The sequence below is a fragment of the Microbulbifer maximicatervae (SeqCode) genome (assembly GCF_052467225.1).
The window spans coordinates 2,651,056-2,677,190 of sequence record NZ_CP174303.1 but is presented as its reverse complement, the minus strand read 5'-3'; the positions used below and the strand labels follow the sequence as shown (position 1 = coordinate 2,677,190).

At 46.5% G+C, this 26,135-nt stretch carries 26 protein-coding genes and 1 pseudogene; 3 read left to right on the top strand and 24 right to left on the bottom strand.

The features are described 5' to 3' along the window. Position 1 precedes the first annotated feature (1 nt). Positions 2-382 (bottom strand): hypothetical protein, encoded by a 381-nt coding sequence (locus ACJJIZ_RS11820; RefSeq protein ID WP_444905565.1) that lies wholly within the window; start codon positions 380-382, stop codon positions 2-4. Between the two features lie 536 nt (positions 383-918). On the opposite strand from ACJJIZ_RS11820, the pseudogene ACJJIZ_RS11815 reads away from it, so the two are divergent. Next, a pseudogene (locus ACJJIZ_RS11815) lies at positions 919-1,859 on the top strand (IS110 family RNA-guided transposase). Between the two features lie 38 nt (positions 1,860-1,897). Here the strand turns inward: ACJJIZ_RS11815 and ACJJIZ_RS11810 are convergent. The 5 genes from ACJJIZ_RS11810 to ACJJIZ_RS11790 form a co-directional block, all read right to left on the bottom strand. Continuing rightward, entirely contained in the window at positions 1,898-2,272 is a 375-nt protein-coding gene (locus ACJJIZ_RS11810) for a hypothetical protein (protein WP_444913510.1), read from the bottom strand. Positions 2,273-2,389: 117 nt separating this feature from the next. Next, entirely contained in the window at positions 2,390-2,848 is a 459-nt protein-coding gene (locus tag ACJJIZ_RS11805) for a hypothetical protein (RefSeq protein ID WP_444911051.1), read from the bottom strand. A gap of 48 nt (positions 2,849-2,896) precedes the next feature. Continuing rightward, a complete protein-coding gene (locus ACJJIZ_RS11800) occupies positions 2,897-3,244 on the bottom strand; it encodes a hypothetical protein (protein WP_444913509.1) in 348 nt (115 codons plus the stop codon). Between the two features lie 100 nt (positions 3,245-3,344). Then, on the bottom strand, positions 3,345-3,605 hold the full coding sequence (locus tag ACJJIZ_RS11795; protein WP_444913508.1) for a hypothetical protein: 261 nt from the start codon (positions 3,603-3,605) through the stop codon (positions 3,345-3,347). Between the two features lie 484 nt (positions 3,606-4,089). Beyond that, positions 4,090-4,350: a hypothetical protein gene (locus ACJJIZ_RS11790; protein WP_152452936.1), complete on the bottom strand. Its 261-nt coding sequence runs from the start codon at positions 4,348-4,350 to the stop codon at positions 4,090-4,092. A gap of 336 nt (positions 4,351-4,686) precedes the next feature. Between ACJJIZ_RS11790 and ACJJIZ_RS11785 the strand changes: the two genes are divergently transcribed. Beyond that, entirely contained in the window at positions 4,687-5,667 is a 981-nt protein-coding gene (locus tag ACJJIZ_RS11785; RefSeq protein WP_444913507.1) for an integron integrase, read from the top strand. 16 nt (positions 5,668-5,683) lie between these two features. Here the strand turns inward: ACJJIZ_RS11785 and ACJJIZ_RS11780 are convergent, their stop codons facing one another. The 3 genes from ACJJIZ_RS11780 to ACJJIZ_RS11770 are packed head-to-tail and all read right to left on the bottom strand — an operon-like array spanning position 5,684 to position 8,707. Further along, complete coding sequence (locus tag ACJJIZ_RS11780; RefSeq protein ID WP_444913506.1) at positions 5,684-6,010, bottom strand: VOC family protein; 327 nt, start codon at positions 6,008-6,010, stop codon at positions 5,684-5,686. A gap of 42 nt (positions 6,011-6,052) precedes the next feature. Then, the gene (locus tag ACJJIZ_RS11775; protein WP_444913505.1) at positions 6,053-7,615 is read right to left on the bottom strand and encodes an arylsulfatase; all 1,563 of its coding nucleotides are present in this window, start codon (positions 7,613-7,615) and stop codon (positions 6,053-6,055) included. A 42-nt stretch (positions 7,616-7,657) separates the two neighbouring features. Beyond that, on the bottom strand, positions 7,658-8,707 hold the full coding sequence (locus ACJJIZ_RS11770) for an HAD family hydrolase (RefSeq protein ID WP_444913504.1): 1,050 nt from the start codon (positions 8,705-8,707) through the stop codon (positions 7,658-7,660). A gap of 106 nt (positions 8,708-8,813) precedes the next feature. On the opposite strand from ACJJIZ_RS11770, the gene ACJJIZ_RS11765 reads away from it, so the two are divergent. After that, entirely contained in the window at positions 8,814-11,078 is a 2,265-nt protein-coding gene (locus tag ACJJIZ_RS11765; protein WP_444913503.1) for a tetratricopeptide repeat protein, read from the top strand. Here the strand turns inward: ACJJIZ_RS11765 and ACJJIZ_RS11760 are convergent. The 15 genes from ACJJIZ_RS11760 to ACJJIZ_RS11690 are packed head-to-tail and all read right to left on the bottom strand — an operon-like array spanning position 11,075 to position 26,135. Further along, a complete protein-coding gene (locus tag ACJJIZ_RS11760; RefSeq protein WP_444913502.1) occupies positions 11,075-12,418 on the bottom strand; it encodes a hypothetical protein in 1,344 nt (447 codons plus the stop codon). The genes ACJJIZ_RS11765 and ACJJIZ_RS11760 overlap by 4 nt on opposite strands. A 12-nt stretch (positions 12,419-12,430) precedes the next feature. After that, a complete protein-coding gene (locus ACJJIZ_RS11755; RefSeq protein ID WP_444913501.1) occupies positions 12,431-13,183 on the bottom strand; it encodes an outer membrane lipoprotein-sorting protein in 753 nt (250 codons plus the stop codon). 12 nt (positions 13,184-13,195) lie between these two features. Beyond that, a complete protein-coding gene (locus ACJJIZ_RS11750; protein WP_444913500.1) occupies positions 13,196-14,425 on the bottom strand; it encodes an ABC transporter permease in 1,230 nt (409 codons plus the stop codon). A gap of 2 nt (positions 14,426-14,427) precedes the next feature. Then, entirely contained in the window at positions 14,428-15,147 is a 720-nt protein-coding gene (locus ACJJIZ_RS11745) for a hypothetical protein (RefSeq protein ID WP_444913499.1), read from the bottom strand. After that, positions 15,144-15,848: an ABC transporter ATP-binding protein gene (locus ACJJIZ_RS11740; protein WP_108732869.1), complete on the bottom strand. Its 705-nt coding sequence runs from the start codon at positions 15,846-15,848 to the stop codon at positions 15,144-15,146. The genes ACJJIZ_RS11745 and ACJJIZ_RS11740 overlap by 4 nt, the downstream gene beginning before the upstream one ends. After that, positions 15,848-16,582, bottom strand: a complete 735-nt coding sequence (locus ACJJIZ_RS11735; RefSeq protein ID WP_444896900.1) for a tetratricopeptide repeat protein — start codon at positions 16,580-16,582, stop codon at positions 15,848-15,850. Before ACJJIZ_RS11735 ends, ACJJIZ_RS11740 begins: the two co-directional genes overlap by 1 nt. Positions 16,583-16,601: 19 nt before the next feature. Continuing rightward, positions 16,602-16,856: an acyl carrier protein gene (locus ACJJIZ_RS11730; RefSeq protein WP_413665416.1), complete on the bottom strand. Its 255-nt coding sequence runs from the start codon at positions 16,854-16,856 to the stop codon at positions 16,602-16,604. A 2-nt stretch (positions 16,857-16,858) separates the two neighbouring features. Further along, the gene (locus ACJJIZ_RS11725; RefSeq protein ID WP_444913498.1) at positions 16,859-17,989 is read right to left on the bottom strand and encodes a hypothetical protein; all 1,131 of its coding nucleotides are present in this window, start codon (positions 17,987-17,989) and stop codon (positions 16,859-16,861) included. After that, positions 17,986-18,900: an alpha/beta fold hydrolase gene (locus ACJJIZ_RS11720; RefSeq protein WP_444913497.1), complete on the bottom strand. Its 915-nt coding sequence runs from the start codon at positions 18,898-18,900 to the stop codon at positions 17,986-17,988. The genes ACJJIZ_RS11725 and ACJJIZ_RS11720 overlap by 4 nt, the downstream gene beginning before the upstream one ends. After that, positions 18,897-20,864, bottom strand: a complete 1,968-nt coding sequence (locus ACJJIZ_RS11715) for an NAD(P)/FAD-dependent oxidoreductase (RefSeq protein WP_444913496.1) — start codon at positions 20,862-20,864, stop codon at positions 18,897-18,899. The genes ACJJIZ_RS11720 and ACJJIZ_RS11715 overlap by 4 nt, the downstream gene beginning before the upstream one ends. Next, on the bottom strand, positions 20,861-22,723 hold the full coding sequence (locus ACJJIZ_RS11710) for an acyl-CoA dehydrogenase family protein (protein ID WP_444913495.1): 1,863 nt from the start codon (positions 22,721-22,723) through the stop codon (positions 20,861-20,863). The genes ACJJIZ_RS11715 and ACJJIZ_RS11710 overlap by 4 nt, the downstream gene beginning before the upstream one ends. Next, positions 22,716-23,735 (bottom strand): hypothetical protein, encoded by a 1,020-nt coding sequence (locus ACJJIZ_RS11705; protein ID WP_444913494.1) that lies wholly within the window; start codon positions 23,733-23,735, stop codon positions 22,716-22,718. Before ACJJIZ_RS11705 ends, ACJJIZ_RS11710 begins: the two co-directional genes overlap by 8 nt. 2 nt (positions 23,736-23,737) lie before the next feature. Further along, the gene (locus ACJJIZ_RS11700; RefSeq protein ID WP_444913493.1) at positions 23,738-24,265 is read right to left on the bottom strand and encodes a hypothetical protein; all 528 of its coding nucleotides are present in this window, start codon (positions 24,263-24,265) and stop codon (positions 23,738-23,740) included. Then, positions 24,265-25,098 carry a hypothetical protein gene (locus ACJJIZ_RS11695; RefSeq protein WP_444913492.1) on the bottom strand — a complete coding sequence of 278 codons (834 nt, stop codon included), beginning with the start codon at positions 25,096-25,098 and terminating at the stop codon, positions 24,265-24,267. The genes ACJJIZ_RS11700 and ACJJIZ_RS11695 overlap by 1 nt, the downstream gene beginning before the upstream one ends. Continuing rightward, complete coding sequence (locus ACJJIZ_RS11690; RefSeq protein WP_444913491.1) at positions 25,095-26,135, bottom strand: hypothetical protein; 1,041 nt, start codon at positions 26,133-26,135, stop codon at positions 25,095-25,097. The genes ACJJIZ_RS11695 and ACJJIZ_RS11690 overlap by 4 nt, the downstream gene beginning before the upstream one ends.

Here is a 26,135-nt window from a genome sequence, read left to right as displayed (position 1 = left end):
GCTAAGCGGCGCCGCTTGCGGCGTCCTTGCTTGAGCTTTTTGTTAAGTATTTTTGCCCAAAATAAATTGTTAATAACATTGATACCACTCCCCAAATAGGCCAATTCCAGGTGAAGAAATTACGCCAATGTGGTGCTGGAGACAAGACAATCCAAGCGAGAGATAAAACTATTAGGGGTATTGACTGGATCAGAACATTATTTTCCTTAGATAAAGCCAACACAACGCTACCCCCAATAAAGCCATTAATTAGCGCCAATACTCCATAAGTTAATCCGGGGTATTTATCGATCTGGAGTTCGAAAGCAATAAAAGAAAGCAAACCTTGTGCAACATACCATGTAGCTATTCCACACCAGATATAAAGAAATTGTTTTTTCATATAGTGATACTTAACGAGGGTGTAGAAAAACTCAGCCCTCTTTTCGTATTGTGCTTCTACGTGAAAAATAGCCTACTCATCAGTGAAAGCTAGATCAGAATTCACGTAGAATCACCATTTATGGTTAATATTTGATCACATCTAAGAAAGCAAAGACATAAATTAGTTTTTCTACAGCCTGAACGCCGCCAGCAGGGGCAGCTTACCTTGTGCGCGTTTTGCGCAAAAATGCAAGCGCAGCGACCAGCGCAAAACGTTCACAAGGTAAGCTGTCCCGCAGAGGGCCGCAGGCCCGGAGCCCATGCTGCCTGGCCTTCTATGATTGCTCTTGTCTGATTCTGAAAATCCTTTTCGTTAACGGGTAAATTGAGACCCACCTTCGGCGGCCACCGAAGGCCTTGTTTATCACAGTTCGCTGCCTGGCCGGTTCGTAAAAGACCGATAACAAGTATGAACGTGATAAGCACTCACTAGGCATAACTCGGATAGTCATGTGGGCCTCGAGCCCGAATAGCAAGGCGGAGATAGCTTATCTTATGGAACCTCAAGAGATCAATGTCGGTATCGATACCAGCAGTAAACAACTCGATATTTATGTGAGACCTACAGGCCAATTCTTTAGTGTTGCCAATGATAAAAATGGCATTAAGGATGCCATTAAACAATTACAACCTCTTAAACCTCAAAGAGTACTAATAGAGTCTACAGGAAGACTCGAATTAGAGTTTGTTTGCGCCGCCGACAAAGCAGGATTACCTGTTGTTGTTTGCAACCCTTCACAGATAAGAAGCTTCGCTAAATCCGCAGGGCGCCTCGCCAAAACTGACAAGCTAGATGCAATGGATATTACACATTTTGGTGAGGCTATGAAGCCAAGACTATCGGAGCTAAAGCCAGAAAAACTCAGGGATATCAGTGACTTACTGGCGGTAAGGAGTCAGTGTTTAGAGATGAGTACAATGCAAAAGAATCGGCTTCAGAGAATGCCGAAATCAGTACACAAACCTATACGGACCATTCTAAATACCATCAAGAAAGAGCTACAAGGTATCGACAAGCAACTGGATAAACTGGTTAACAGTGTGTCTGAGTGGCGGCAAAGGCACGACTTATTGTTGAGTGCTAAAGGGGTTGGAAATGTATTGGCTTATACGTTAATGAGTGAACTTCCCGAGCTAGGAAAATTGAACCGTAAAGAAATCGCTGCAATTGTCGGTATCGCCCCGATGAACCGTGATAGCGGCAGCTTCCAGGGAAAGAGATATATTCGGGGTGGAAGGCATCGTGTACGTCGGTTCTATTTGTTTCCATTATGTCTGCCATACAACATCATCCCAAATTAAAGCCGATGTATAAGCGATTAGTCGACGCTGGCAAACCTAAAAAGGTCGCTCTGATTACCTGCATGAGAAAGCAGATTACGATTCTGAATACGATGGTGAAAAACAACACCTACTGGGATGAAAGTATGGCTTAAAAACTTGACGAGTAACCATAGTCACTTGTTAGGCTTTTTTAATTTTCACGAATGGAAATACGGCCACTAGACACAGAAAGTGTAACTTTGGGGTCATATTCACCGTCTCTCCATCTCCCCATGCTTCCATCGGCTTGATTCATTCGCCAAGAAATTCTATTACCGCTTATTTTGCAGTCGTAATAGAAACGCATTCCGTCACTTGCTCTTGTTTGGTTAATTCTTACCATGCCGCCTTGCTCTATGGCCTCATTACGATCACCATTCATTGAGGAAAGGTATTGGATGGCAGCTTTGCAAACATCCGTTTTCGACACGCCATTTAAAGATGATGAAGAATTATCGCAAGCAGATAGCACAGAAGCAGCAGCAATAACAATAATGGATTTACAAAATTTAGGTTTTAATAACATAGTCAAAATTTCCTTCTCATGGTGCGGACTGGGAAGCCTAACGTCGCCATAAAAGGCGAGCAACTTGTTGCGAGTCCAGCGCTGAAAGCGCGATTTTTGATGGCTTTGTTAGAAATTCTATTCTCCACCAAAATCGTAAGTATCGTAGCAAAACTGCGTACCTTCCGAACTAGAAAGCGCAACAACATCGTAATTGTCGATCTTATGACCCACGCAGATGATAGACTGCTCGATAGACCAATTTATCACTATAAATTTGTTTTTTGCTTCCGGCATACGTTCCAGCTCTACATACCACTGCATTTGATCTTTTTCTTCGTAATACCAATTTGAGTGGCTAAATAGTAATACCGAAATGGTCTTTTCATCTATAGAGCCATAGATTGGCTTAATGTTTGTAACCTCATACTCTCTCCACCAACCCATTTGCATACACTCATCTTCCGGGGCGCATGTCTCACCTTCAGAATAGTTCGAAGACTTGACAGATATAGGTGTTACAAGAGCTGATAGATCTACAGAAAATACCGCATCACTTAGGAGAACTAGAATTAGTGTTATTGGTATAAATTTCATATATTTCTAACGCCGTGCACAAAGTAAGATGTCAGCTGCCGCACCTTGTTATGTGGGTCTCAGGTATTTCTTGCCTACGAAGTAACAAACTATCATTGATATGAGTATGGATGAAACACACCAGGCAAAAACCCTACTGTAGTACTCAAGGCCACTAAAGAGCAAAAAACCATTAGGCACGAGTGCTATGAACATGCCAACCGGCATTGGAGCAAGTAAGACGGCCGAAAGTGGAACAAAAAGCAACAGTTTTATTGCCATATTCCACTGCACGCTTCTGATTTTCTTTGCATAAAAGTAGAGAGCGATTATCAATGGTGTGGACAACAACAACCAAAATGGAATACGCACAAGTAATTGCCAAGCTTGATCAATCATTTGTATCGCGATGTCCATATGCTCTATTTCCTGCTCACATAACGTCCGGCGCACAGGCGAAGCACGCAGTGCTGAGTCCAGGCCGAAGGCCGATTGTGCCGCCGCTGGTTATATTTCATTACGCGATTGGCTCCAAATCAGAGGGAAAAGAACGAAACTCCTCCCATTGAGATTCACTCATTTCACCTTTGAAATCACGGGAATTCCATGCTCGATTTAAGTGCGCATATATATGGGCTATATCTATCGAATAGCCCTCAATATCGACGCTCCCCTTAGATCCCATTTCTTTAATGAGATCACCTAGATGCTCCTGTGCATCTTCTAGCTCACTCATTAATTGACTCCATTCAACTGGATTTTCCTTGCTATCTATCATGATTTCTCTGAAATATAACGACTACAACAGGGGCGGCTGGAGCGTAGCGTAGGCCGTCCCGCGAAGGGCCAAAGGCCCGCAGCAACCTGCTTGTATTTGTTATGTTTTGCACTTAGTTAAACCTTTGGGTAAGGCCAGCAACAATCATAATGGATAACAAACCAAAGCCAATTAGCCTGAGAGAAGTTTTAACACCGCTATTAGCCATAGCCTCCATTGTATCATCGGCTTTATATATTCGATCAACTCTACTCATTTTTTCATAGACCATCTCAAGACCGACAGTCAGGATGATAATTAGTATAACGTATAAAAATGTAATCAATTAGCCCCCCGAAATCCAAGTAAGTTAAGAGCGTGAATCTAGAAACTTTCTTAATCATAACGTTGCCAACAGGGGCAACCGGAGCGTTTGCGTGCGAAGCGCGCTGCGTAGGCTGTCCAGCCTAGCCCCACAGGGGCTGGGCGAGCCTGCTTGGCCTGGTTATGTGGCTGGGGGTATATCAGAATGCTCGCCATTTTTAATTACCGCACGCATGAAATCAACTAGGTGCATTAATACCAAAGCTATTAAAACGCCTATGGATTCAGCACCAAGAGGTATTATCTCATCTTTCCCAAGTAAGAAGCGAATCAACCCTACAAGAACTATCGAGACACACAGTGTAAAAATAAGCTTCAGTAAGTGTCTGATAAAAATTTTACCGCAACCACCTGCTTTAAATCCATCAATGACATCAATCATATTTCCTACTCATTGACACATAACAGTTATATAGTAATCATTCTGATCACTATTATCCTGATTACTATCCTGGAATCAATCTAACGAAAAAACACACAAAACCCAAGCAAAATCAATATGTTACACATCTTTCAGAACCGCTGTACCAAATGTAAAAACGATCACTTTACCTACTATCCCCATTTTATACGATCTCTCTAACCTATTGTGATACATCAGGTTTTCAATCATTTTTACCTCTAGCCAAAAATAACAGTCAAACTGATCGAAAATCCTGCTGACTCCCAGCCAAATGTTCAGTAAACTGTTAATCCATACAGTATCCGGACTGTAAAAATGGACGACATCCCTATTCCGCTACCCCAGCGACCATCCCGCTTTATGGACCGTTTTAGGGCTTTTATACGATCTCGCTATTTGGCATACAAAACAGAGAAGACATACTGTTTCTGGGTGAAGGACTTTATACGCTTTCATGGGATGCAACATCCGCAGGACCTTGGAAAGTCTGAAATAGATCAGTGGTTAAGTCACCTTGCCGCTAATCGCAATGTATCAACAAACACTCAGAGAACAGCTTTGAATGCGGTTGTCTTTCTCTATAAACAGTTTCTGGATATTGAGTTAGGGCAACTACAGTTCGAACAAAGCCATCGGCCTAAGCGGTTGCCTGTTACCTTTAGCCATGAAGAGGCAACTTCAGTATTAGAGTACCTTAGTGGCCCATATAAGCTTGCCGCTTCATTAATGTATGGCTCAGGCCTTAGAGTTATGGAAGCTGTGCGGCTCAGGGTGCAGGACATTGATTTTAGTGATCAATGCTTGATAGTACGGGAATCCAAGGGGGAGAAGTGGCGAAGAACACTGCTGCCTCGGTCTCTGATTAAGCCCCTCAAGGTGCAGATTGCACATGCACTCTCTCTACATCAGCAGGATTTGGCAGAAGGCTATGGGTATGTCTATTTACCTTTCGCACTGTCAAAAAAGTACCCACACGCGGCTGCAAGTGCCGCTTGGCAATATGTGTTCCCTGCTCGATTTCTATCGCAAGACCCTCGCAGCGATATGATGCGACGGCACCATATTGGTGAGCAACAAGTAAGACGGGCGGTTTCCAAGGCCGTTTCGACCCTTAATATTCGTAAGAAGGCGAGTTGCCATACATTTCGCCACTCTTTTGCTACCAACCTCTTACGTGCTGGTACTGATATACGAAATATTCAGGAGCTGCTTGGCCACAGCGATATCAGTACAACCATGATTTACACCCATGTTATAGGCGTACATGAGCGCGGTGTTACCAGCCCTCTTGACTGATTTCGGTCCCCGGCAGCTATGCCTTTGGGTGGTAGCTGGCTTTGGGCCAAGCCTTGTTGATTTCATCTGCCTGAAGCTCAGCATTAAAGTGTTCCCAGGTAATGCCATTAATGTCAGTTTCTGCGGTAAATGTATCGGCACCATCCGATTCCCACCCTAGATGCCTTAGCGTGCCGCTTTCACAATTTGGATCATGGCGAATCGATAAGTTAACAGTGGCAGTTCGCCATAAAGCATATTCATTGGGCACATGCACGCAGGGAGCAGTATTTAATCTTCTACTGTAGTCGGCAACTGACTCTTCTATCTGATTAGTCGACAGTGCGATATGAATTTTATCCATGGGCCCTACCTTTATTGATACTTGTGTTGATATCTATATTTTTTAATTACTACCACTCGCCCCAGCTTCCAGCTGCTTCTGAACCTTATCCAAATTAAAAGATCCGGGTACCTGGCTGGGTGGATATTCTTTCATAGTTTGCAAAAATTTTGATGCGAGTTGCTGCATGGGAACCAGGACAAAAGCCCTGTCTATAAACCAGTCGTTATAGGTATTCGAGTTGTGTTGGGCTTTTTCGAAAGGATCTTGCCTCAAATTGAACAATAGTGGCACTCGTAATTCAGTAAAGGGCTCTCGCCAGACTTCAAAACCCCGCCCGCGATTTTCCAGGAAAATAGCTTTCCAGGGTTCGTAGCGCATAGCTACAATTTGGCCGTCATCATTTACGTAGATAAATTCTTTTCTTGGTGAAAGTTTTGCTTTGCCGGTGAAGTAATCCATCATGTTGTAGCCATCAACATAATTTCTGTACTCGCGCCCATTGAGCTCGACCCCGTCCTTGAGCTGTTCCTTGATATTCGGATTCCCCCCGGCCGCAGCGAGGGTCGGCAGCCAGTCCTCATGGGAGACAATACCTGTCAGTGTAGTACCCGCTGGAAATTTGCCCGGCCAGCGTACAAAGGCTGGCACCCTATAAGCTCCTTCCCAATTGGAATTTTTCTCACTCCGAAATGGCGTAGTTGCAGCATCAGGCCAGGTGTTGAAGTGGGGACCGTTATCCGTGGAGTAAAACACAATGGTATTGTCAGTGATATCCAGGCGATCGAGCACACTTAGCAGCTTTCCTACCAGAATGTCATGCTCAACCATGCCATCCATATACTCATTGCTGTTGGGGCCCGCAAGGTTTGTGTGCTCCTCTCTGACATGGGTGCGAAAGTGCATCCGGGTGGCGTTCCACCAGACAAAGAATGGGGTCTTAGCCGCGTGTGCGCGTTCGATAAAGTCGATAGCTGCCGCTAGGGTTTCATCATCGATCGTTTCCATCCGTTTCTTGGTGAGGGGGCCGGTATCTTCGATTGGTCCGCCGGCCTTGGCCTTAATCACTCCTCTGGGGCCAAACTTCTTGCGGAATTCAGGGTCTTTGGGATAGTCCCTGTTCTCCGGCTCTTCCTCCGCATTCAGGTGATAGAGGTTGCCAAAGAATTCGTCAAAGCCATGGTTGATGGGCAGGTGTTCGTCCCTATCCCCTTGGTGGTTTTTACCAAACTGGCCGGTGGCATAACCCAGGCTTTTCATTACCGTGGCGATAGTGGCATCACTCTTCTGCCACCCCTCTTTGGCACCTGGAAGCCCCACCTTAGTCATGCCGGTGCGCACTGGGACATTACCCGCTAAAAACGCCGCGCGGCCTGCTGTGCACGATTGCTGGCCGTAGTAGTCGGTAAAAGAAAGGCCTTCTACCGCCAGCCGGTCAATATTGGGCGTGGTGTAGCCCATCATACCGCGACTGTTGAAGCTGATATTCCAGATGCCAATATCATCTCCCCAAATCACCAAAATATTGGGTTTGGTCTGCGCGAATAGGCTACCAGGGGAAAGGAATACAGCAGCCAGTACAACCAAAAGGAACTGTCGGAGACGGGATCGGGAGATCAGGAGCATTACACACCTCGATATTGGCAGGCTCAATACACCGCTTTAAGACTAGTCCCGGTAGGCAGGAACTTGAGGAATCACCGGCCCCAGGCTTGACTGATCCTTCGCTTCTGGCGGAAACACCGTCCGCCAGTCCTTCGCCATATCTACCACCAACCAGCCATTTGCCTTAGCGGCTTGTAGCGCTTTGTCCAGGCGCCCCACTGAGGAGTTCTTATCGTATGCCCATTCTCTTTTGGCATCGGTATGATGAATCAGCATGGCAAAACGCGGCCCCTTAGCGGCGGTGGTCCATTCCAGCATTTGTAAATCACCATCGGAATTGCCTGCGGCAAAAACTGGCCTCCGGCCAATCACGTCATTGATTGCGATAGGCTTCCCCTGTTTATCGGTGAGGAAGGCCAGTTCATCTAATTTCACGATATAGGGATGCCCACCCCCATTTTCATAGCGCGACTTTAGGCGACTGCCGATAACCTGCTCTGGGGGGATTCCATATAACTCCTGGGAAAACACTCGAATAAAGTCAGTGCCGCCCCCCGAAACGATGTAGGTTTTAAAACCATTTGCTCTTAAGTAGTCCAGCAACTCCAGCATGGGCTGGAACACCATCGCACTGTAGTGCTTGCCAGTTTCCGGGTTCTTAGCGCTCTTGAGCCATTGGGCAACAGAGTGCTGGAAGGCATCCGTACTCAATCCCGCATGAGTCGCAGTAAGCATTACTTCCAAACCTTCCCTGCCTTGCCCCAACAGGTTTGATAAATTGCCCTTTAGAATCGAAGCGAAGGGCTCTTGCGTTTTCCACTCTGGGTGTTGGGGCGCTAGCCTATTAACCTCATCAGCGGCATAGAGAAGCTGGAAGTACACGGGCTTCTCAGACCAGAGGGTGCCATCATTATCAAATACCGCGATACGTTCACCGACAGGTATAAAGTCGACGCTGTCCTTACGGGTAACCTTGTCAACAAAGGCCATAATTTGGGCTTTAACGCCATCTTGCCAGGATGGCAAGGGAGAACTGAGTGCCGGTAAGCTGATTGCCAAAACCAGCAGCAGACACCCTCGGCTCAGGGCAACCCTAAATTTCCAATCCAGCATTCTGGCCCTCTCACAAAATGACATTTACGGCACATGAACTAATCTTTTGGCCTAGGGGGCCTCTGAATAACTCCCTAAGATAAGAACTCATCACAATAAAAAAACCGTGATAAATATAGCTGGCACTAGCCTCCTCAAAATCAGCCTTATCTGTTTCGTACTGGTGGCCTGTAGTGACGAAGAGCCGGTTGATACCCAACCTCTCAAGCGCCAGGATGAAGCAATCAGCTCAGAAGCCACTTTCGTGGGCTCCGCGCAATGCGCCCTATGCCACAAAGATGAGGCCGGTACCTGGCAAGGTTCCCACCACCAGCTAGCAATGCAGGCCGCCAATAGCGACAGCGTTCTAGGTGATTTCTCCGGGGTGGCATTTGAATATCTGGGGCAGAAATCTCACTTCTATCAAAAGGAAGGGCGCTATTACGTACGCACTGATGGGCCCAATGGAGACCTCCAGGACTATCCCCTTGCCTATACATTTGGTGTCCACCCTTTACAGCAATACTTGATTGATTTGGGAGGCGGACATTTTCAGGCACTGAGTATTGCTTGGGACAGCCGGGACAAATCTGCTGGTGGCCAGCGCTGGTTCCATCTCTATCCCGATCAAGCGTTAGACCATCAACATCCCCTGCACTGGACCGGCATAAACCAGAATTGGAACTTTATGTGTTCCGACTGCCATTCCACCAATCTGCAAAAGGCCTATAACCTACAAACCGATAGCTACCAGACATCCTGGTCAGAGATCAGTGTCGGTTGCGAATCCTGTCATGGCCCGGGATCAAGGCACATTCAGTGGGCAAAAACACAAAATGAGACATTGCAGAATAAAGGGCTTGATCCCCATCTTATTGACCCAACCCAACAGCTCCGGGGAATGGATCTGCAAACGGGGATTGCCAAGCTTGCGCCATCGGCAGCCATCCAGCGTGAAATAACAACTTGCGCCCAGTGCCATTCTCGGCGGAGTACCCATTTACCGGGAGCGAAGGCTAACAGCGAATTACTGGATCATTTCAACCTCACACTTCTGCAAGAGCCTCTCTACCACGCAGATGGCCAGGCCGATGGCGAGGTATTTGTGTACGGATCATTTCTGCAAAGCAAAATGTACGCAGCAGGTGTTACCTGTAGCCACTGTCATAACCCCCACAGCCTACAACTGAGAGCAGCTGGTGATGCAGTTTGTGCCCAGTGCCATATGCCGGAGCGATTTGCCCGTACTGATCACCATCTGCACCCAACTCAAAGCCCCGGTGCCCGCTGCACAAACTGCCATATGCCGAAGAAAAATTTCATGCAGGTGGATGGACGCCGGGATCACAGTTTCCGCATTCCCCGGCCTGACCTTTCCGAGGCGCTGGGCACCCCCAATACTTGCAACAGCTGCCATCAAGATAAATCGAGCCAGTGGGCGGCGAAGATATTGGAAGACAAATACGGCTCACCTCCCCCTCACTACGGGCAGACATTGCACGCAGCTATGCGCGGGGATAGCGAGGCCGATAAGATGTTAATGAACCTTATTCAGGACGACAGTCAACCGGAGATTGTTCGGGCCAGCGCAATCCGTTTGTTATCGCGCTACCTGACGATAAATTCCGCTCAGTTACTCCAACAAATTGCCCAGAGCGAAGAACCATTATTAAACCTGGCCCTTGCGCAGTCTCTGGATAAACTACCGGAGCAATTGCGACTGATGATCGGTGTACCGCTGCTTTTCAGTAAAATGGCCGTGACCAGGTCGCTGGCTGCCAATGGCGTTACCGATGCTCAGAACGGGACTATGCCCGCGCAAGTACAGCAGCAATACTCAAAGGCCCTTAAAACCTATACCACCTCAGAATTATTCAACAGCGACCGGCCGGAATCCCTGGTAAACCTGGGCAACCTCCATTTCCGGAGAGGAAACACGCAACAAGCGGAAGCCTTCTATCGCCGGGCAATAACCAAGGCCTCCTACTACACACCCGCCTATATCAACTTGGCCGACCTTTACCGGGCAAGTGGACGTGAAACCGACGCGGAATTATTACTTAGAGGGGCACTTTCGAAGAGTGAGGAAAACACCGTAATCCAGCATGCCTTAGGCCTTTCCCTGGTTCGTCAGAACCGTCACCAGGAGGCAATGGGTTTTCTAAAGGCGGCGGCTGAGCATGAGCAAACCCAGAGTCGCTATCTCTACGTATATGCCATAGCCGTTCACTCGGAAGGCAACAGCGAACTCGCCCTGGATATTCTAGAAGACGGCTATCACCAGTTTCCGCAGGACCTGGATATTTTGCGCGCATTAATTTCTATTAGTAGGGAATCCGGCAAGCGGAAAATTACACAAAAATATGAAGCACTTTTAGCCAGCAAGCGCTAAAAATCATAATAGAGACTTAACCTAAGAAGCCTTTCAGTAGGCAGCAGACCAAATTCACAGGACTCACAGCCCCGGAAAAACTGGGCTTGCAGTCGAGTACTAAAATGCTCAGTCCAGTTCTGAATCAATTCCAGGTTGTGGTACTGGCTCTTGTCATCCAGGTTGTATTGCACACTCTGACGATATTGAAACTTCTTATCCAGCCGGGTGTTACCCCACATCAAGAACAAATACTCTTGCCGTAGTTGTCCGGTAGATAAAAGGTTAAAACTATCGGACAGAAAAGCAATCGCCTCATAAACCTGCGCGCTGTTCAATCCTTTCTTTGCACTATCTACCTGCGTTTGAACCAAACCCCACTCGTCATCATCGAATCCATGCTGGTTATACAGATACTCCGCAGTAACATCCCATCCCTGGTTGAAGCTGAGCTGAGTACCAAGCACCAGCTTCAAATAACCATCGTCCTCTGCTGGAAAATAGGAGAGTTCGCCCGGCTGCGGTAACTCCCGCTGATGTTCCCAAGCCCCCTCCAACCTGAGTGTGGCACTGTCTCCAGCCAAAGTACTCAACCCGAGAGCGACATTGGTTGCCTCCCCCTCTATCTGATGCAATACCAAGCGGGTATCCAAGTCACCTTCACGATTCACCACGAGTGCGTACTGAAACTCATGGTCATTTACGCTAGTGCCAAAGTGACCATCCAGATCGTCCTCAACCTGAGCCATATAAATGCCAGTGTTCCAGCGACCATAGCGGAAATCGAAATGGGCCATATCCCAGCCCAGTTGCTGGGTAAGTTCATCGGCATCCAGATTGGGGCGATCAAAAGTGGCTTTTAAAAGATTTGCCGGAGACCAGTTGTAACCGTTGCTCCACTGAGGTTTTATCCGACCGACGTTAATACCAAACCTTCGGTTGTCAGTGTAAGAAGAGAAATACCCCTCTAGCAGATGGGATTCTGTCTCTTTTTCAGATGTTCCAGCCTCATTAGACCGATAGTGCTCTATCGCCGCAAACCGCGAGTAAACTGAGAAGTGTGCTCCCAGGGAAAACTGGCCACTGAAATCCAGAGCAAGCAAAGACTCTTGTTCATCAAAGACAAACAGACCCGGATCGAAATAGGGATCATCCCGAACTTCATTCTGCTGGTGATACCCGAGTAGCGAAGCATCAATATCCCAAACAACTCGAGAAACCCCTCCCTCAGTGCTCACTTCATCGAAGAGTTCCGAGTTGGTCTCGAAAGGATCTTGATAGTCTTCGGCACTGGCAACTTTTTCAGCAAAAGCGAGAGGAAGGAGTATAAATGGGAGAATTTTCCTGATTCTGATAACCATTACCGACTCACCTCAATTCAGCCTGCCAAGGGAGCCTTTTTGGAAAATTGCCGGGTCCAGGCTCTCAAGACGATAGTCATCGAACTTCATCCAGGTATAACTCTCGTCAATGAGTGCATCCACCAAGAGTAATTTATGCAGTTTCAGCTCGCCTTCAAACTGCTTGAACTCTTTATAGTGCGCTGTTTTAAGGAGGCGCCCGGAGCGGGTATAAAACTCCCCCTTTAAAGGCAGGTTTCCCTCAGCCTGTGCCATCCATATTTTTACTTTATCATAGGCAACACCAGAGGATTTTGCCGATAAATACAGCACCCAGTAATCTTCCCCATCAACAGTTTCCTGCCCTTGCAGCTCTGCGGTGTAATCCCGGGAGAAATTTGCCCCCACTACATCACCGTTACTGGTCTCACCAATTAATCGCTGTGAGGGTGCAATCCGGATAACCCTGCGCGTGCCGGGAATATAGAGCCACATATTGGCGCTCTCTTTTAGCATTGCCCTGCCCTTTTCCCGGGCGGGTGCCAAAAACTGGATCAGTGATTGCTCATTAAATACTTTGACACTGAGCTTATTGGTGCGGGGCTCCTTGTCCTTTTTATAGCTGATATTGGTGATATCAAAGCTAAAGCCCTGATCCCTGAATCCCCGAAAGTCATCCAGCTTATTAACCAGTGACTCAGCCGAAACCGATGCATAACTTGAGTAGCTAAACAGCATGCAGGCTATCGCCAACACCCACCCATAAAAAAAATTCAACTTACACATAGAAGACCCAAATCAAGTAAACCTAAGTGCTTTTACTACCGGCAGCCGGGATGCTTTTATCGCTGGATAAAGGCTGGAAACAAGTGAAATACAAAAACCCAACAGGAATGTTTTCAATAAGATATCCGGCACGACAAACACACGGATAGGATAGTCCTGGGTACTGCCCGGTGGCCGAGGCATCATCCATTCTGCATAGGTAATTCCCTTGGCTGCCAGTGCACCAATCAGTAGCCCCAGCAAACTTCCGATTAAACCGAGAAATACCGACTCCAGTAAAATCAGGTTTACAACCTGGCGAGGAGTGCCGCCCATTGCCCGGATAGTACCCAGCTCACGGGTACGCTCCATTACTGCCATCAACATGGTATTGGAAATACTCAACGCGACGATTACCAACACAATGACGGTAATAAAACCAAAAACCCCGTTAAACAGGCCAACAACCTGATGATAATAACCCGCCAGTTCTTCCCAACTTTTTATTTCTAGGTTCAGATTGTTCTGCTCAAATACACTGGCCAGAGTCGCAATTGAGGTAGATGTAAGTTCGGTCTCCTCCAATAAAACCACTAGCCGTGTAATATCTGACGTATAGAGCAGTTCCTGAGCCAGAGGCAAATTCACCCTGAGCAAACGATCATCCAGTTCCTTAACACCGGTTGTGATTACCCCCATCACCTGTACATCGACAGCATTGATTGCTCCATCCTGGGTGCTTGCCAACAGGGTCAAGTAGTCCCCAATCTGAACATCCAGAGCATTGAACAATCCTTCTCCAAGGTGAGCAGCAGAAATATCCTCTGGAAATAGATCGTCCCCTTGAACAATCTGAATTGCAGAGGAAAGCATCACTTCTTTCTCCGCATCAATACCAATTCCAGTGATGGCTATCGATTGCTTGCCATCACTAAGCAGGCCATTGAAATTAAGGCGAGGCGTTACCACCAACGTATCGGTTTCATTTTCTACCAGCTCGGAAATCTTTTGAAGGTCCCCATCAGCAATCAGGTATTTTTCGGGTTCCGCTTTGCCAAACTGGTTGTAGCCTTTGGCATAGATTTGTATATGACCAAGCTGCGAGCGGATCATACTCTCCCGCATCCCCTCATACATCGACTGTACAAAACCGCCAAAAATAATCAGGCTGGTACAACCGAAAACGATCGCGGCCAAGGTAATCAGGCTGCGGCGCCCGTTACGCATAATATTCAGCAGTGCAACTTTCCAACCCAAGCCCATGACTAAATACTCCGAAGCGCCAGCTTGGCTTTAGCGGACCAGTCGGTATCCGACTCGGCCACCTTTCCCCAAAGAACCCGGGCATCATCGGGCTGTTTGTTGCGCTCGTAAGCCTGGGCAAGGTAGAACTCTACAAAGCCGAGAAATTCTTTACCGAACCGATTGCCCACCTGTTCCCTAACCAGCTCCAGGTCTTCAACAGCGTAGCGCGCTCTTTTTAGAAAGGCCGGCATATTGGCACAGCTGATTCCCCGCTGAAGGCGGGCGCCCAGATTGAATGGAGATTGTTTAACAGCCCGATCCATCATGCGATTGCCTCGTCTGGAGAACAGCGATAGTTTTGCCAATCGATCAAGGTAGAAGCTGGATTTAAAGGAAGTTGTCGATCCCAATGCAGCATTGAGTTCCGGGTCATCCGGGAGACTCTCCAACAGTGACTGCATCAGAGCCTCTAACTTCTCAACATCCTGCAACTCTGCATCTTCCATCGACGTAAGGCGCGCAAGCTGAGCCAGGTAGGCCTGCTTTCTCTGCTCACTGGTCGTTTCTCCATTAACAGCAGCAAACAGCGCTTCCCTTTCACTATTGGTGAATGGAATCGGAGTTGGAAAGACGAAGTCTTCAGCCAAAGCCGGTGCAGAAATTAAGAATGCAACTGAAATAGCCAAAGCCGCTCTAGTTAGCGGGCCCCTAGCCAGCAACATTTTTATGATTGCTGTCATGCAAAAGCCTCCTGAACAATACCTTGAGGCGAAGCTGTATCCTCTACCAAATGACCATCTCGCACCGTGATAACACGGGATGCCAAGCTGGTTACATAATCATCATGGGTGGCTACGATAAAAGTGACACCCTGCTCCCGGTTGAGCTGCTTCATAAGGCTCATAATGCTCTCCGACGTGCGCGAATCCAGATTGGCTGTGGGTTCGTCCGCAAGCACCAGATCCGGCTTACTGACAATTGCCCTGGCAATCGCCACTCGCTGCATCTGCCCCCCCGAAAGCTGGGTAGGACGCTGATTAACCAACTTGGCAAGCCCTACTGCTTCCAGAGCGTCTAACGCTAGTTGCCTGGCATTGTTAGCCCCCCGCAGTGTCAGCGGGTACATCACATTCTCAAGTGCTGTAAGCACGGGAATCAGGTTAAAAGACTGGAAAACAATCCCAATATGACGACCTCGGAACAGGGAGCGCTGATGCTCTCCCAAACTCCCAAGATTAACGCCATCAATATGAACTGATCCGGAATCACACTGATCCAATGCGGATAGAAGATTCAATAATGTGCTCTTACCACTACCGCTGGGCCCTTTTACAGCCAGAAACTCACCTCGATCGATAGCAAGATCTATATCCCGCAAGGCGTCGACCCAGAGATCGCCCAATCGATAGCGCTTTGAAACACGCTTAAGCTCAACCAACATTAACTTTTACCCAGGGTGACTGCCATTTGCCCCAGTTGCTCACAAGAGGTTTGCATCGTGGCAGGACAAGGAGCCATTGCTATTGCTTTTTGGTAGTAATCCCTGGCCACTGCCAAATCCTCAGTGCCCTCTCCAGCTTTCACCCAGTAGGCATTAGCCAAAGACAAATACACCACCTGCTGCATAGCAGCCGGCAATAGATCGGGCTCTGAATCCATCAGATTCTTAAACCAGGCTTCATCTTCGAACACCCGCTCAAAGTGGCCGCTTACTTCTCCTACATAAGAAAAAGTAATCAGCCGTATCAAGCGCACATTAAAGTCTGAATCGGCACTGAGACCCGCCTGATCCACCTCATCCATCGCATGGCGTAGACGGTAGAGCTTGTAAAGACCCATCGCAGGATCAAACATTGCACCTGCGCGCTTGCCCTCATTAGAGTAATACGCTGCACGTATCAACATGTCGTCTGGACGCTGTTGATACGCGGCTTCCAGCAAGTGTGCAGCCTTTTCAAGCTCGTTATGGTGACTAAATAACTGCCCAAGCTCCAACATCAAGTCGGGGTCTGTACTATTTTCACCAATCTCCTGCTGGAGAAACTCCACCTGCTCCATCTCGCCTTCTGAATAGGCAATCTTGCCAAACTCGATGGGAGCAGCACCTGAAAACCAGGCAACAACATTTCCAATAAAAAAACTACTGATAAGAATGGTAAGTACTTTTTTAAACATTGACTGCTCCCGAAGTACGCTAGACTTCTTCCGAGTTTTCAAGTAGTTGACCATCCATTTCCCTTAGGGTGGTATGTTCGTCGAAAACAAGATTTTCAGGGCTCATCACCCCCGGGTATAACTGCTCGCAAATTAGAATCACCTCGACAATATTCAGGGAATCCACCCCGAGTTCTGCAATGGGTGTATCTGCATCGACAGCATCAACATTCAGCATAAGAGCTATTTGCTCACATAGCTCTTGTACATTGCTTTCTACAACTGCTGTAGACATATTTACTCTCCGGTAACATTTCCTATTTTTAAGTTATTAAATCGCAGCAAGTAGTCCAACGTTAAAGTAAAAACACAAACATGCTGCTCTCGTTCTGAGTATTTTTGCTGCTGTTTTATGGCAGCAGAACTGATCATGGGCGGTATATAGAACCAGACTTTTGCAAGCCAATGGTGTCCATAAAAAAACACCCGCTGAAAAGATTCGTAAACATTACAGATAGGTTTATCACTTATTGAAAGTGCCGGGGGTATTACACCCTCATCTCCCGAACCACCAACAATCTCCACCATCTTGCTGGTATTCATTGCCAGTATATTGAGTAAAAACTGGGCAAAAGGCAGATAGAATGTCTGGAAGATATAATGTTCCCTATCGATACTTGATTCTGAGTACTGCCAGGCTCGATCCAACTCTTCCTGTACCATATCGGTGTAACTTTGTAGATCGATCCCTTCTACGACTCTATTTTTATGAGCCGTATTAAAGATCTTTGCCCGCTTCTCCTGATAGCCAACCGTTAAAGGCAGGCTATGTCTACCCACTTTTAATTTGGTGCCGCTTGACTCCGCCAAACGATTGGCAACATGAGCATAAAAAGTGGTATCAACAGGCGAGAAAAGCTTAGAGGTTACCTCAGGTAAACTGTTGAAGAGTTTATCGGTAGCTTCTTCAGGAGTCACCAGGGCTGCATCAAATGACCCAGGTTGATGATGTTCAGCAGAGAGCCAAATAAGCTCTCTGGCTGATATAACAACATCATCTTCAGGAAAGAGCATTTTAACATTCTGCAAAAGGCTCTTTCTTTCTATGGAGAAACCAAAATACTCTATTTCAATTAAGTAGTGGCAATCTACCGTATCGGCACCAACAGCAGGAAATAGTGATAAATCCTGGCCAACAAATAGACGATCGTCCTTCAGGTAATAATAAAGGGGAAATCGAAACGCCTTGCCAACTTGCAAGTGAAAAGTGTTTTTATCACTTCTCTTTATAGTTCCTAAAGATGTCCAATCTTCGCCATGGCCTGCTCCCCAATCGGTATCACTTAAAAATGAACTCAGTGAAACTTCTGCACCGACGGGCAACACTTTTTCTCGCATCAGGGGAGTTTTGCCTTTGCTATGTCTCATGCAACAGCCCCCTCAGGTTGCCGCATCAAAGTTGTCAACCAGCTGGAGATAGGTTTCGCCGAAGCAGAAATAGCTGACATATGAGTAGCTCTGGGCAACTCGGTGAGTCCAGCCCTAATATTGGGAGAGAGATACCAGCTCAATACGGTGTGGAGCACGTGGGTATCAAGCACTTCGTCCTTCTCTCCAACAAAAAAGTGGCAGGGTACATTTAAACTTGCAAAGAGATCTGCGTATCTCTTTACGTTATAGGCGCTGAGTAAGTTAAACGTGCAGTCCAGAACTCTCCCCTGATTCCCCGCTGCTGATCCCACCGGGGGAAAGCTCAGCACTGATAACTTCCTCAATGGGGGGAACAAAAGTGCCAGCCAATATTTCAGCATTTTTATTTTTGGCAGATTCTGATCACCAGCCGATGCCCTAGGCCGCGTATAGTGACGCTTCCTTCCGTAACGAATGTAATACTCAAAGCCAGATGCGGGAATATCGTACTTTCTTGTTTCCTCTGACTGAGTCAGAGGCGGTGCTATCGCAAAAAAACCTGCAATATCTTTACTGCCATATAGGTGCAAATATTTAAGTGCAACCAATGATCCCGCGCTGTGCCCCCCAAGTACAAAGGCTTTAGCCCCTCTTTTTTTGAGGTGTTTTAATAGGTCGGCAAGATCGTCTTGCAGTTGGTCGGAATAATCGAGATCCCCCGGAACACCTTCGCTCTTGCCATGGCCTCGCCAGTCCGGCAGACACACACTAATACCGTTACGATGTACCATCCGTCCAAACATCAGATACCACTGGCTACTGAACGTGCTCCCGTGCATGCAGACAAGCACCAAGTCAGATTCATCGCACGGCAACCAGCGAAAGGAAAGGTTTTTTCCATCCCGCGCCTGAAAGAACTCCTGAATCACACGACCTCCGAATCCGCATGGGCAGAGTCTAATTCAGTTGTGCGCATAGCTTCACGCTGGTCAATAACCGAATCCATTATGCTATCCGGCTGACTGCGTGCAAAAGCAAGAAATACAGGAACCATACTGGGAATCGCAATATACTCCTGAGTCTGCACCCAGATAGATTTTGCTTTCTTGTTAACCTCAGCAAGTTCTTTATTGGAGTAGCTACCCGCAAGATCCATAACTTCAATCGTATCTGTGTGGAAAGACTCTTCCGATACAATAACACTCACTGGATCTGCCATATCCTCATTGACTAGATCTGTAAGCTTGATAGATAACTTCTCAAGCAACCAGTTGAGGTCAGCCCCATTCATATTTGGCTTTTGTAAAAGATCAGGCAGGGTAATAGCCTGCTGAACAACCATCCGGTTTGCCAGTTTAGGGAGGTCGAGTCGCGCCTGGACAACACTCAGGAAAACTTCAACCCAAAGTTTGACTCGCAGATCGATTCGCCAACCGTCCCGGCCCTGGGTTCCCATTAAATATACAAAGTACTTATAGTGATCGGCACCGGACTCAAAGAAACCTTCACTATTTCTGCGAAAATATCGATTCTGAGCTTTAAGTTCTTTTGCCGTTTCAACTAACAGGCGTTGCAGGATTAACTCAAGGGCCATATATCCACGGCGCAGGTAACTCTTGCGTAGCCAGTACTCCTGATCCAGATAATTACCTGACATATAATCCCAGGCACTCTCCAGGAAATAAGCAGCGGTATTGTAGGCCAGCAGTGGGGAACACAATTCAGCAGAATCAATAACCGGGTATACATTTGCTACATGGGCATAGAGGCCCTGGTAAAATTCTGTGACCACCTGATTCGCGATCGGCAATTCTTTTGCAAGCCGCTGCTGAGCTTCATCACGATTATTGTCTGAGATATCGGCAACAATATACTTACAAATATGGTCATTAAACAGGGCTATCATATCGCCCCCACCACTAAACAGAGGATCAAGGAACATCGAGGAAAATCCGGAGGTAGCCCAGCGGTCCTCAAAGATAAACTCATCCGCTCTATAGGCAAGCTGTCCCCAAGCCTCAAAATCAATAAGCTCGGCGCCTTCCAGAAGCTCCGAAATAGCTCTATAAGCCAACAGAAAATCTAGGAAATCCTGCTTCTTTGTGGGCGGCTTGTCGAATTTACTATTCTCGCCAACGATACCTACACTGGTATAGCCACCACTTAAGGGTATAAACCAAACCCAGTAACCATCTCCAGAAAAATGATTCGTTGAAAGAAAGCGTCCAAAGGCCTTCTTTCTCCAATTCATATCTCCCATGGAGTCGATATCCTGTATGTTCTTAAACCGACCCCAGGCAGAGAAGTGTTTAGGGACATTCTCAACACGGGTAAGCTTCTTATGCTTCTTAGCAACCCGATTTCGACCACTGCAATCTACTAACCAGCGGGCGTTAACCACTCCGCTAGCGCCATCTTCCATAAGCTCTATAGAATGGAGTTCATCACCTGGCTGTATGTTGAGATTTTTTGCTTTTACGCCCTGAATAACCTCTATGCCATTCGCCCTATTCATATCGACAAGGTCGGATTCCAATCTGGCCCGGTCAATTTGAAAAGCTGGATGAGGCGGAATGCTGGTGGTTCCGTGCTCACTCATCTCTGTTAATGACAGTGTATGCTCAGGGTTATCGTAGAAAAAACGCAGACCATTTTTAGGCAAGTGATTCCTATAGAGATAATTCACCAAACCCAACTGCTTCATAAAGTAGTGGCCGGTCATCTCCACTGTCGCTTCACCAACTTTGGCCTTAAACTCAGTATTTGCCTCAACAACCAATATGGTTAAAGCACCATCATTGAGCTTAAGTTGACGGGCCAGGGTTAAGCCAGCCCATCCACCACCGATAATCACTACATCGTAATTGGATTCCAGCTGATCAAGCTTGTTCATGAGACAGCCTCCACATTTGACAATAATGAATTCCAGGAGGAAGCGTCCATTTCACAAAAAGAATCCTGATCCTGAAGGATATCCAGCACCAGCTTGGTGCGGGGTAACTCATTGCGAATATAGAATTTAGCACTGACTATTTTCGAGCGATAGAATTCCTCATCAGTATCATTCAGGTCCTGACTCAACTTATCTGATGACGCACATGCAGCCTCCAATAAAAGCCAGGCCAAGGTTATATCACCAAGCATATGTAGAATACGTGTGCTATAGGCAGGGATTTTGAACATTTCTTTTGTTTTTACCCATACCTGCACAGCTTTCAGTGCTGCCTCGAAATGTCCAAACGAGGTCTTTAAGCGCTCAAATTCAATCTCAAACTGAGGGTAGTCCGTGGCCCGATCGAGGAAATTGTCAATTTCTGCCTGGTAGAATTGGAATAGCTTACTGGAGTTACCCAATCCTAACTTATCCCGGATCAAGTCCTGGCTCTGGATATAATTCGTTCCCTCCCAGATTGCCAGCACTTTAATATCCCGGGCATATTGCTCTATACCCAAATCCTTAAGATAACCCTGACCACCACAGGTTTGGATCGCCAATTCACAGATACGCCAAGCCTGGTCACTGATATAGGCTTTAACAACTGGAGTTAGCAGGTTCATTAAACCTTGGTAGTGAGCAATTCGATCCTTTTTGTCTTCCTGCCCCTGGTAGATTTTGACTAAGCTCTCTGACAAAGTCAGTTTAGCAATCAGTGCTCTACAGCCCTCTACCTTGGATTTCATTTCCAACAACATACGCTGGACATCGGTATGCTCAACGATATTGACCCGGCTTGCGGTAGAGCTAAAGCTCTCGTGAAATCTCTTGCCCTGTAAGCGCTTTGTCGAATAGGAAAGTGCATTGTAGTAGGCTGAGGAAGCCATACCCAAGGCGTAAACACCTGTGCTGATTCGTGCCTGATTCATCAAAGTAAGAAACTGCAACAAGCCTACATTCTCACGATTCCCCAGCAGGTAAGCTCTACAGGGGCCATTGTCACCAAACCGAAGGTGAGTGTTTGCACACCCTTTAAAGCCCATTTTCTCAGCTAGAGAAATGCATTCGATATTATTAAACTCGCCGAGACTCCCATCCTCTTCAACCCAGTACTTAGGCACAATAAAGCAGGACAAACCGTAGGTGCCCGAGCCGCTTTTTTCGCCACGACCCATAACGAAATAAATGGTGTTTTCTGTCAGGTCGTGCATACCGGCACTGATCAGGTATTTTTCGCCCGTTAACAAATAAGTGCCGTCTTCCTGTTTCGCAGCGCGAGTCTCTACAAGGGATACATCACTTCCCGCCTGGGGTTCAGTGAGGCAGAGACAAGATGTCCACTCTGAGGTGGCTAATTTGTCCCTAAACAGGTCTTTTTGCAGATCGGTTCCATATTTTTCCACCAAGGTGGAGGACGGCAGGCAAAAACCACCATAAGTCATAAAACTTGGATTTGCCCCCATAAACATTTCCAGGAGCATTTGCATTACAAAGGGCGGAATAGTTGTATTTTGTTCGCCCTCAAATGAGGAGATATTCCCCCAGTCATCCTTAAACCTCTGCCACATCTCAGGGAATGCGCTCGGGAGCTTCACTCTCCCATTCTCTAACTGGCATCCCTCTCGATCTGAATCCTGGTATCCCGGCCCGAGAACCTCATAAGAGAATTTTTTAGCCCGAACTAAAATTTCATGGAGAATCTCTGGTGAGCACCCTTTAAACATCTGGTCGCCGAATAGAGTTTTAGCTTCATGGAACTGTTCTTCAATAAGGAATTTAAATTCTCTTATATCAGTTTTATAAATATTATTATCCATGTCTTGCTCCTTGATATTCCAACAGCGTACGCCAACTACCTGCACCTAATACCCAGTCAAATATCTGGTTGTGTCTTCCCCGGTAAATCCTCTTGGGATACCTTAATGCCTCACGAATATGCGAAAGGTAATCCTGGCCTAAAGTGTCACCCAGATGCTGGGCGGAACTAAAATCTATATAGGCGTCTTCCAACACCAATTTCTCAACATTTACCAATCTTGAAAGAAAGCCCTGAAAATTGGGCGAAGGAATGTCTATTTTCAGGCAACCTACCCTGCCGCCACCCCCTAGAGTTAACAGCCATAAATCAGTCACCGTTTCCTCAATGTAATAGCTGATCAATTCAGATAGAGGTTTAATACTCAAATAGTGCCAGCCGTCCTCTTCGATACTGGGTAACCATGAGGCCTTATCGCTGTGCGAAAACCCTTTCAGAAGCCCCTTGGCCCATTTCGAGCGGATATCAAAGGAAACTACTCGAGTATCATCACTAGAGTTGGTTGAGATTACCTGCTTAATACTCTTTACTAAATCTGGTGCGCCAGATAAAGATGGCGCTTGAGAGAGAATATCGCAGCTGGATATTTGACAGAGATGTGTTTCACAATACTCTCGACAAACCCAGGTAGCCGCCACACCTACAAGAACATCTAAGCCATCTTGATCAGGTCCAACTCCAATTCCCAATGAATCCAGGCACTCTTGTTGCCGCTCTTTGCCCAGTTCGAGATTTAAGATCAAAGCTTCGGCTTCACTACACTTTGAAAAACTCAATACTGCAGCATGGAAGCTGGTGCAGGCGCTACCCACAAATCGAATATTATGCCCAGCATCTTCAAGGTCTGCTATAAACTCTACAATCCGACTATCCTGTAGAACATTAGCCTCTCCCGCAGAAACCACATAGATAAGTTCTGGTAACAAATCATATTGATCCAGGTGTCCTCTCAAGGCATCAAGTAATCGATCAACCTGCCCGCCACTGTCTACCCATAGGTTTTTAATAAACATCTTTATGCTGTCCCGTCCATGGTGTTTATTGTTATATCACCGAAACCGCACTCGATAAGTAATTTAGAAAGCCCCTCAATTAAGAGATCATGGCGATCAACATCCACTGCCAACCTGATTTTCAGCTGGTTTGTTCCCGCTTCAAATGGGTGGCGAACCAAGCTATCTTCAATAGCTATATATCGTTTTCCTTCTCTAACCAATATTGCTTCTTCACCAGCCAGATCATGAAGCATTAAAACGGTGTTTTGTAATAGAGCACTTGGCATACGCCCACCAGCGGGCATCTGCATTTTTATCAAGATTAAGTCTATATCCAGTTCAGAATCTTCAAAGTATCGCAGAATATCCAGCAGTAATTGATAGTGCTCTGAATGATTCAATAGCACCGGACTGGAATTAACTGGCAGGCTGGATAATGCAAGATAGTCCTGCTCAGTACTCAACGGCAGCATTTGTGCTAAGCAGGATTTCAATGTGTCCGGATAGGGGTTACGTTCGAGACACGTTGATAGCTCAACAGTCTTCATCACGCGGCCTCCATTAGATAGAAGTGACTTTGTTCATCAACGGTAACTTCTACAGTGCAATAATAGCCATTCAATGCAATCGAACAGGCCAGAAAATTTTCTTGCTTGTCAAAGCCTTTTTCAGCGCCTTGGCAAATAATATTCAGCCAGGGATCACTACCAAAACAATGCCCCCATCGATCATGCAAGTCTGGTAACTTTTGATTGGCCGACAACAATTTGGAGAAAATTTGGCGAATATTTTCTGGAAAGAACGGCAAAGATAAAGTCAGGTCATCTCGTCCAACAGCCATTTTTCGAATGACAGTTGCAAATTCCGGAGTTGTATTATAAGTAATCGTGCAGGATGCATTAAGGTTTACACTGTCAAGATCCCGCACTTCAAACAACAGTGTACAGAGACCAAAACCACTATCGCCCCAATTTTCATTTTCTCGCCAAAACGTTAGATCTAAAACATTGGCGTCAAGAATACTAACCAGTAAGTAGCGCGATTCCGGATTTTGTGTCAGGTAATGTCGAAGGCTATAACCCCAAGATGCACATTCATAGGTATTAACAAAACTGGTAACTGGCGCTCTTGCATTATCACCGTAATTGAAGTCCTGCTCACTAATCGCCGATGAACTCAAAGGAAGTTCAATCATGGTAGAGCATAAAAAATGGCGATCTATTTTCGAACCTTTTATCTCTGGAGCAGCATCTAATATACTATCTGTCTGTCTTCGGATAATCCTGGCAATATCACCAAAGGCAGTTGATACATCACTACTGGATGAGACAGTGATACCTTCTATAGGGATAAAAGCTGCAGATCGTAAATACAGGCTCATACCCGCAGCCCCTTAAATTTGCTATATATCTCAAAGAAGCACCGATATGAACTGCCTTCCATTTTTGTGAAAGCCAACAGATCGCGCTGTCGATTCACGGATTTGATCTTTCCTGACAAGACCAGGTTCAGCAAAATCTCATTGCTGGTAAATTTCGTTGCCAGTACACGGTTTACACTGTGCATAGAGAAAGTGGTTGCAGCTACCTGCTCATTACACAAATGAATTAGATACTCTATATGAGCCTGATCTTCGCTGGTTAAATGAGCTTCTTTACAGTCATGTAGCCAAAGCACAAAGTGCATTAGTGATTTGACAAAGCGCGGGCGAACCAGTGTTAAAAATCGATTGACGCTACCCAACCCACCTTTGCTCAATAACATATCTTTGGTAATTGATACTTTACCCTTGCAATTTCCCAGCTGTAAGGTGCCATTTAAAAACGGCTCTCCTACAGTACTCTGCCGTAGTTGGTTACAGAGTTCTGGCGGCAACATCACTGTCAGGGGAAAAGGCCTTCCCGGTTGCTTGGTAACTACCATGGCAAAGCCAAGCTTATGTGCTTCAATGCCGTGGACCTTGTCGACATTCAGCAGCATGTCGCTATCAGCTTCAATCAGCTCTGTCTTCCAACCCATAAGGCTCGGGCCGCCGGGATCTGTCATAAGGAAGTGGCCGAAAATCCCATGCTCCACCCATTTATTGACCTGGGCAAGCTGATCATCTGTAGCAGTCAGGCTCAACATAATCGAGCCAAATAGCCCGATCATATTGTGAAAGTGATTATCCAGTCCTTCATCCCGGACAGTGTCAATAATTTGATCAATAACAAAGGTCTGCTCAAACTGCTCTAATGGCTGCTGAACCGAAGCATCCCTAAGTGGTACAAGCTCTGTCAAAGGATCTTCGATAATCATTGATGCATCGAATAGCCGAGCACAAGAATTTTCTAACAGCGATTTCAATGTGCTGGGCACTGGTGAAATACTGGATAATTGATTGAGAACAAAACCACCTACAACCGATTGCATTTCCAT

Excerpts from the sequence above, each read along its gene's own strand:
- ACJJIZ_RS11805 (WP_444911051.1), bottom strand. The coding sequence starts at position 2,848 with ATGAAATTTATACCAATAACACTAATTCTAGTTCTCCTAAGTGATGCG.
- ACJJIZ_RS11745 (WP_444913499.1), bottom strand. The coding sequence starts at position 15,147 with ATGACAGCAATCATAAAAATGTTGCTGGCTAGGGGCCCGCTAACTAGA.
- ACJJIZ_RS11725 (WP_444913498.1), bottom strand. The coding sequence starts at position 17,989 with ATGAGACATAGCAAAGGCAAAACTCCCCTGATGCGAGAAAAAGTGTTG.
- ACJJIZ_RS11785 (WP_444913507.1), top strand. The coding sequence starts at position 4,687 with ATGGACGACATCCCTATTCCGCTACCCCAGCGACCATCCCGCTTTATG.
- ACJJIZ_RS11770 (WP_444913504.1), bottom strand. The coding sequence starts at position 8,707 with ATGCTGGATTGGAAATTTAGGGTTGCCCTGAGCCGAGGGTGTCTGCTG.
- ACJJIZ_RS11715 (WP_444913496.1), bottom strand. The coding sequence starts at position 20,864 with ATGAACAAGCTTGATCAGCTGGAATCCAATTACGATGTAGTGATTATC.
- ACJJIZ_RS11690 (WP_444913491.1), bottom strand. The coding sequence starts at position 26,135 with ATGGAAATGCAATCGGTTGTAGGTGGTTTTGTTCTCAATCAATTATCC.
- ACJJIZ_RS11780 (WP_444913506.1), bottom strand. The coding sequence starts at position 6,010 with ATGGATAAAATTCATATCGCACTGTCGACTAATCAGATAGAAGAGTCA.
- ACJJIZ_RS11700 (WP_444913493.1), bottom strand. The coding sequence starts at position 24,265 with ATGAAGACTGTTGAGCTATCAACGTGTCTCGAACGTAACCCCTATCCG.
- ACJJIZ_RS11750 (WP_444913500.1), bottom strand. The coding sequence starts at position 14,425 with ATGGGCTTGGGTTGGAAAGTTGCACTGCTGAATATTATGCGTAACGGG.
- ACJJIZ_RS11800 (WP_444913509.1), bottom strand. The coding sequence starts at position 3,244 with ATGGACATCGCGATACAAATGATTGATCAAGCTTGGCAATTACTTGTG.
- ACJJIZ_RS11695 (WP_444913492.1), bottom strand. The coding sequence starts at position 25,098 with ATGAGCCTGTATTTACGATCTGCAGCTTTTATCCCTATAGAAGGTATC.
- ACJJIZ_RS11755 (WP_444913501.1), bottom strand. The coding sequence starts at position 13,183 with ATGTGTAAGTTGAATTTTTTTTATGGGTGGGTGTTGGCGATAGCCTGC.
- ACJJIZ_RS11760 (WP_444913502.1), bottom strand. The coding sequence starts at position 12,418 with ATGGTTATCAGAATCAGGAAAATTCTCCCATTTATACTCCTTCCTCTC.
- ACJJIZ_RS11775 (WP_444913505.1), bottom strand. The coding sequence starts at position 7,615 with ATGCTCCTGATCTCCCGATCCCGTCTCCGACAGTTCCTTTTGGTTGTA.
- ACJJIZ_RS11730 (WP_413665416.1), bottom strand. The coding sequence starts at position 16,856 with ATGTCTACAGCAGTTGTAGAAAGCAATGTACAAGAGCTATGTGAGCAA.
- ACJJIZ_RS11735 (WP_444896900.1), bottom strand. The coding sequence starts at position 16,582 with ATGTTTAAAAAAGTACTTACCATTCTTATCAGTAGTTTTTTTATTGGA.
- ACJJIZ_RS11705 (WP_444913494.1), bottom strand. The coding sequence starts at position 23,735 with ATGTTTATTAAAAACCTATGGGTAGACAGTGGCGGGCAGGTTGATCGA.
- ACJJIZ_RS11820 (WP_444905565.1), bottom strand. The coding sequence starts at position 382 with ATGAAAAAACAATTTCTTTATATCTGGTGTGGAATAGCTACATGGTAT.
- ACJJIZ_RS11795 (WP_444913508.1), bottom strand. The coding sequence starts at position 3,605 with ATGATAGATAGCAAGGAAAATCCAGTTGAATGGAGTCAATTAATGAGT.
- ACJJIZ_RS11710 (WP_444913495.1), bottom strand. The coding sequence starts at position 22,723 with ATGGATAATAATATTTATAAAACTGATATAAGAGAATTTAAATTCCTT.
- ACJJIZ_RS11790 (WP_152452936.1), bottom strand. The coding sequence starts at position 4,350 with ATGATTGATGTCATTGATGGATTTAAAGCAGGTGGTTGCGGTAAAATT.
- ACJJIZ_RS11810 (WP_444913510.1), bottom strand. The coding sequence starts at position 2,272 with ATGTTATTAAAACCTAAATTTTGTAAATCCATTATTGTTATTGCTGCT.
- ACJJIZ_RS11740 (WP_108732869.1), bottom strand. The coding sequence starts at position 15,848 with ATGTTGGTTGAGCTTAAGCGTGTTTCAAAGCGCTATCGATTGGGCGAT.